The following is a 5,746-nucleotide window of genomic DNA, read 5'->3' as shown; positions in this document are numbered from 1 at the left end:
CTTTCCGGACATCCGTAGAAGCCCGAAGTGGCGATCTCCAAAGACGTGAATTCGGATCTCAGCGATTTTACCTAATTATCATCCACTTGGTTATCGTGGAATATACAAAATAATTATGGGGATACCATACATAAAACTTTACATTGATGGGAATCCTGTATCTCCTCCCTAAAGGTCTGAGTAGTTCACGGAAATGTCAGATTTGAATCAGTCTTGAGACAACTTTATCTATCGCGTTAAGCCCTTTCTTATTTTCTTCGGAATCAAGGCTCTCACCTGCTTCGACTGAATCCGATACCTGTTTCGTCAGTCTGCTTATTTGAAGATATTGGAGGCCTTTGCTGTCGAATAAAGGTATGGGCATCTTGGCCTTATTCATATCACTCTTTGAGACAACTTCTCATTTAAGTCTGCAATCATAAGATATATGATTATAATAACTGAATCTTAAGCCGTAAGGGAATCAATGGGTCTTATCATCCTCCTTATATCTTTTCTCATGCATTTTTATTATATTGTTGAAGTGTATGGAATTCTTAATTGGTTGAAGATATTCAAAGTATGTAAAAAGATAATTCTGTCTCCCTTCTTGATTGTGTATCTACCTTGGATACCTATTGTTCCATCGATATTTGAATTCTTTTAATCTGTTGAGAGCATCTCCTTTATCCACAGAGATCAGGACGCTCTTGAGATGCCTATCTATTGCTACTTTATACTAATATCGCGTATGTTGATATTATTAGATGCGTATCTCTGGCCGGCCTAAAAATCAGATGTCTATAATGTTTTTCTGATTTACTCATCCCATTAAACAAAAATATCTGCTGTGAATAGTAATTGTTCAATAATTCATCTGCTATAAAGATACATTATGACTTCATTGTATGACATACGCGACTCAGACTCAAACTGATATTATACAGCATTATGGCAAGAATTTAATTTGTTTTAACCATTGTCTTAGGATGGAAGGAAAAATTATAGCAATAACGAAGATTTCTCCGAAAAGGACATCGTTTAGAATTACACTTCCCACTGAAGTTGCAGAAAGGATCAGAGCCGAAGCAGGAGATTTTATTGCTTTTTATGAAAATAACGGGGAGATTATAATTAGAAAAATTGAATGAATACATAATTTCCAAGAATCCCTTAAATGTCTATAAATAATTATTAAAAACTATTATATAAATAATATGGTTATTATTTAGTAAATTTATAAATATTCTTTTAGCAAATAAAATGGAAAACCATGTACGAGTGGCACGTAGTCGCCGCCGTAATATATAAGGCCGTTATCATTGTACGGTATCGTTCCATTGAAATTCCACCAGTAGTTTCCGCCCTGATAGAATGTACCGATTATGCTGCCTGAAAGGGCGAAATTGTTGAAGTAATGAACGAAGAATGCCGGCTGGAGACTGATATTCCATTCATCCATGTATATTGCTTCCAACCCCGTATATATGCTGTAATCAGGACTGTATGCTGTCACATAGACCTTGAATTCATTGTTGTAAACAATGTTTCCACTGCTGTACATCGATACGCCGAACGGGGCACCGTTAGTGTTTATGTATTCGAACTCCTTCGTCTTTGTTATCGGGCTCTGCAGGAAATAATTACCCCATATATAGTTATCAGATCCGCCGAAAACCAGCAACGACGAATCCATGGAGTAGAAGGTGTTAGAACCTATCAGATCATGCGTCGAGTTCCAGAGTATGACATTTGCATCGGGGAATCCACTGAGGAAATATGCAAACCAGCCTGATATGAATTGGTCGTCCCAGAGCGACAGGTTCGAGGTGTTGTAGAATTCAAAAGGCAGATAGTTGTACGTAGGCAGCTTGAGAGCCTTTAAAACCTCCTCTTGGTAACCAGCATACTGCATGTAGAATGATGGCATCGAGATCAGATTGACAGACGCGTTGGTGTTTGCTATTACCACTCCGGGAAATACCGGAAACAGGAAATCGTTGAATTCATCGAACAGTGGATTTATGGGCATGTACTGCTGGTTCTCGACGACGTATGGATTAGTGGCGGAACCATTTCCAGATATCGATATATTGGCCAGCTGCTGGTTGTCCATGGCGAAGAGGGGCGTGTAGATGCCCATGGCAGGATCCTTGACCAGTTCTATAGCATTGACTGGACCGAGAATGCCAGATGCAGGTGCATAATAGCTCATCAGAGCTTCATAGGCGTAGGTGCCAGCAGGCAGTACGAAGCTGAAATGACCAGATGTTGAAGTTGGCACCCATGCCGCATCGCTGAGGTTCATCTCACCTGGAGATGAGAACAGGAAGGCGTTGCTTGGGCTGATAGTGCCTGAGAATTTCTCCATGCTGCTGGCTGTGCTCATGTTCCACATGCCATATATGAATGAGGGCCCTGCCGTCAGCCTTGCATAGTATCCATTGGATCCATGCGCCCAGGATACAGCAACACCCTCGCTTGTCTCGCCCGTATCCGCAGCTATGTCGAAGGCTGATGGCACCGTCTGATACGTACCAGTTGTGGAATTCAGGTAGTACAGGTGCATCGTCGCATTGATGCTGTAAACAGAAGTTGTGCTACCCCCTCCAGGTCCACCGATCATAACTTCAGCGTCGTTTATTAGATATCCTGTGTCGTCATAACCATAGCCATCTATCTGGTATTCAGGTTTTGGAGCTGTGTAGCCTGGATGTCCGTATGTCGAATTGAATATTACGGTATCATAACTTCCGGAATACACCTTGCCGCTTGAAAATACGGAGTAATTGAAATAAACAGCAGAGTTCCCATTTATAACTGAGGAATTGAGATAGAGATCCACGGTGAATGGGTAGGTCACGTTGAGCGTCGGGCCGATATCATAGTAGAACACGTAAGGCACCAGAAAACCGTTTCCATGAAGTGCGTTCGTAGTCATATTGAAAGCCGGACTTGAGAAATTCCATACATTGTCTATGAACGTGAGCTGATGTGTCCTCGCAGAATAGAACACAACATTCTGGTTCCAGAATGAATATGATGAGTTCCCAAGTATCGATACATTTGTAAGCACTGAGTTCAACTGTATCGTAACAGAATGTGGGCCATCATTGAGGAGGTAGAAGTCGCTCAGGTTGTCTACTGTAACACTGGCCTCAGTGCTGGTGAAGTTCATCTCATATGGTACGATCTGGCCGTTAACATACTTCAGGCCTATATCGCCTATGCCCATTGGAGCTGGGGTTGTCGCGTACGTTGGCGAAACTGTATTACCGAAATGCGCTATCTTCTGGGCATTGAAGTTTGGGAGGTACACATACCTTGGGCTTATCCCGTGCGATTCCAGTTTCTGCATGACGGAACTGTACGAGGAAGATTGCTGCGTTACATTCAGAGATGTTGCAGCATGCACTGTGGACGTCGAAGCCTGCTCTGGTGCTGACGAAACTGCAAATAACAGCGTTGCAACAAAAACCGCCGTTACGAGAATAACAATAATCTTCTTGATATCTGTCATCATGACACCATGAAACAATTATTTAAATTCTTTTTGTTAAATGGAAATCTATTTTATTTCCCATTTATAAAGTGATGCCGTCGTCTTAAGCTATGCTCAGGTGGGATTTGCCCCGAAAATAGTTTAAATCTTCCATTGAGTAAATTCGTGTATTTCCTTTTCGAAAATAGATTTTACAGCTTTCACCAAATCCCTAGCATTTTTATAGATCAATTGTTTGATTCTATAATGTATTTATAGGTTCATATGGTATTCTCAGACTTCAACGCTGATTCATCACTCCTCGATCGAAGAAATCCCATTATCGGTATCATCGCCAGGACAGACAGTATGGACACCGCCATGAGGTAATACGATGTGCTCGCCGTCAGGTTTGATCCGAAGGCCGTTATGATGATCGATGATGACTTCACGTGCGAGAACGCCGAAACAAACAGCGGGAAGACAGATATACCCAGTATCAGAGACATGTTCCTGAGCGTGAACAGCGAACTGTTTGCTATGCCTCTGAACTTCGGCCCGGCGGCGTCAACAACCATGGTCGTTGAAGGCGCCCAGAAGAGCGAACCGCCGAACCCTGCCACGAACAGATAAACTGGTATTAGCGTCATCGTGTAGGCAACCATGAATATGCCGAAGGCCTGCATGACCAGTCCGATGATGAGAAGCTGAGCACCCTTTCCCGTCCTGTCGAAGATGAACCCGCTGACCGGATTTGCGATCATGGACGCCAGCGGATATGTGAAGAGGTACAGCGATGCAGACAGCGATGACATACCCTTGGTTATCTGAAGGTAAAGACTGAGCGCATAGAGCACCCCGAAGAAGGACAGGGCCTGCAATGTGGATGATATGGATACGCGGACGTAGTTCCTGTTCCTCAGCAGCACCAAAGGTATTATGGGATTTCTCCTCTGCGACATTAAGAAGAACGGGAATAACACAGCGGAGGCAATTAGGAAATAGGCGTTTATGAATGAAATTCCGATGGTGAGCGGAATGAGGAATGCGATCAGGCCTATCAGCGGTATCGGATCGTATTTTGCCGCATTCTCCCTCTGATAGTTGGGTATCCTGACCATGCCGAGTACTGCGGCGATGATTCCTATGGGCACATTTATCAAGAACACGTACCTCCAATCGTATAGAACGAGGTATCCTCCCAGCACTGGCCCGATCAGCGTTCCGATGGCCCATGATATTGAGTTTATACCAACTGCACGGCCCCTCTCCTGAGGCGGGAACGCGTCCAGAAGTATGGGAATACCCACTGCGCTGAGGAAACCAGCGCCTATGCCCTCAACGAACCTGAAGACTACGGCCATGAATATGCTGTCCGATAGGGCTATGACGAGAGACGAGAACGCGAAGATCAGGAATCCCGCCAGATAAAGCTGTTTCTTACCGATCTTCCGCATTATGTCTGCGCTTGGTATCATGAATATCGTTGCGCTTATTATGTAGGCGACGACTATCCAGGTGAGATACGATACGGATGATGCGAAGTAGTGGCCCATGGCCGGCAACGCAAGGAAGACTATGGTGGAGTCTATGGCTGCCATAAGCGAACCCAGCGTTGTTATGGACAATACGAAGTACTTGCGTGAGTAATCAATAGTCATTATAAATTAAGGATTGCTGAATATTATAAATAGTTTTGTCATTGAACCTTTTCAGATACAAAGGAAGAGGCTATGGCCATGGGAATTAACGCAAAGAGGTATGACAGAACGATGAGGATCATAATCGGAAGAGCTGGCCCTCCCGGTATTCCCGCTATGGATGAAAAGAGAGCCGACTGCGATATGCGGTATGAGAAATCTGAAGACATGGCCGCAAAGACACCGACTGGCGAAGCGATCGCTGATAATGCAATGCTGCGCATCCTGAAAACGAATATGCCTGCCAGTGCGGCCGGAATGATGATAAGATACCAGTAGCCGATGTATGACAGTATCGCCGAGAAGAAGAATACGATGATCGCAGATATGATCAGGCCGGTGCTATGGTACCTCTGCGCCATCACAGCAGATCGCCTCCATAGTAAAGGTAGAAGAACTGAGCAGGTGCGCTTGCATTTATGAGCGTGAAGTAGATGCCATCGTTCCAGTCAATGAACGTGTTATCGTAATACGGCGATAGCGGATTCTCCGATATTCCGCCAGGGTATATGCCTATGCCTGACAGCGGATCGCTCATGTTGACTATCATCCTCCATGACGGCCCGAAGTCGGATATCGTACCGTA

General features: G+C 44.3%; 6 protein-coding genes. 1 reads left to right on the top strand and 5 read right to left on the bottom strand.

Annotation, left to right across the window (positions count from 1 at the left end; genetic code table 11):
* Positions 1-196: 196 nt before the first annotated feature.
* Positions 197-379, bottom strand: a complete 183-nt coding sequence (locus Q0C15_RS02975; protein WP_297215943.1) for a hypothetical protein — start codon at positions 377-379, stop codon at positions 197-199.
* 589 nt (positions 380-968) lie between these two features.
* Here Q0C15_RS02975 and Q0C15_RS02970 point away from each other — a divergent pair.
* Complete coding sequence (locus Q0C15_RS02970; protein ID WP_297215941.1) at positions 969-1,130, top strand: AbrB/MazE/SpoVT family DNA-binding domain-containing protein; 162 nt, start codon at positions 969-971, stop codon at positions 1,128-1,130.
* Positions 1,131-1,216: 86 nt separating this feature from the next.
* On the opposite strand, the gene Q0C15_RS02965 is transcribed toward Q0C15_RS02970, so the two are convergent.
* The 4 genes from Q0C15_RS02965 to Q0C15_RS02950 form a co-directional block, all read right to left on the bottom strand.
* Positions 1,217-3,499: a thermopsin gene (locus Q0C15_RS02965; RefSeq protein WP_297215938.1), complete on the bottom strand. Its 2,283-nt coding sequence runs from the start codon at positions 3,497-3,499 to the stop codon at positions 1,217-1,219.
* A 242-nt stretch (positions 3,500-3,741) separates the two neighbouring features.
* The gene (locus Q0C15_RS02960; RefSeq protein WP_297215935.1) at positions 3,742-5,121 is read right to left on the bottom strand and encodes an MFS transporter; all 1,380 of its coding nucleotides are present in this window, start codon (positions 5,119-5,121) and stop codon (positions 3,742-3,744) included.
* A 38-nt stretch (positions 5,122-5,159) separates the two neighbouring features.
* Positions 5,160-5,525, bottom strand: coding sequence for a hypothetical protein (locus Q0C15_RS02955; RefSeq protein WP_297215932.1), 366 nt, complete (start codon positions 5,523-5,525; stop codon positions 5,160-5,162).
* Positions 5,522-5,746, bottom strand: a 225-nt coding sequence (locus tag Q0C15_RS02950) for a penicillin acylase family protein (protein ID WP_297215930.1), incomplete at its 5' end; no start/stop codon positions are given. The genes Q0C15_RS02955 and Q0C15_RS02950, both read right to left, overlap by 4 nt.

The organism is Thermoplasma sp. (assembly GCF_023256435.1).
Taxonomy (GTDB): Archaea; Thermoplasmatota; Thermoplasmata; order Thermoplasmatales; family Thermoplasmataceae; genus Thermoplasma.
Note: the sequence above shows the minus strand (reverse complement) of the source record. Positions and strands in the feature narration are given on the sequence as shown.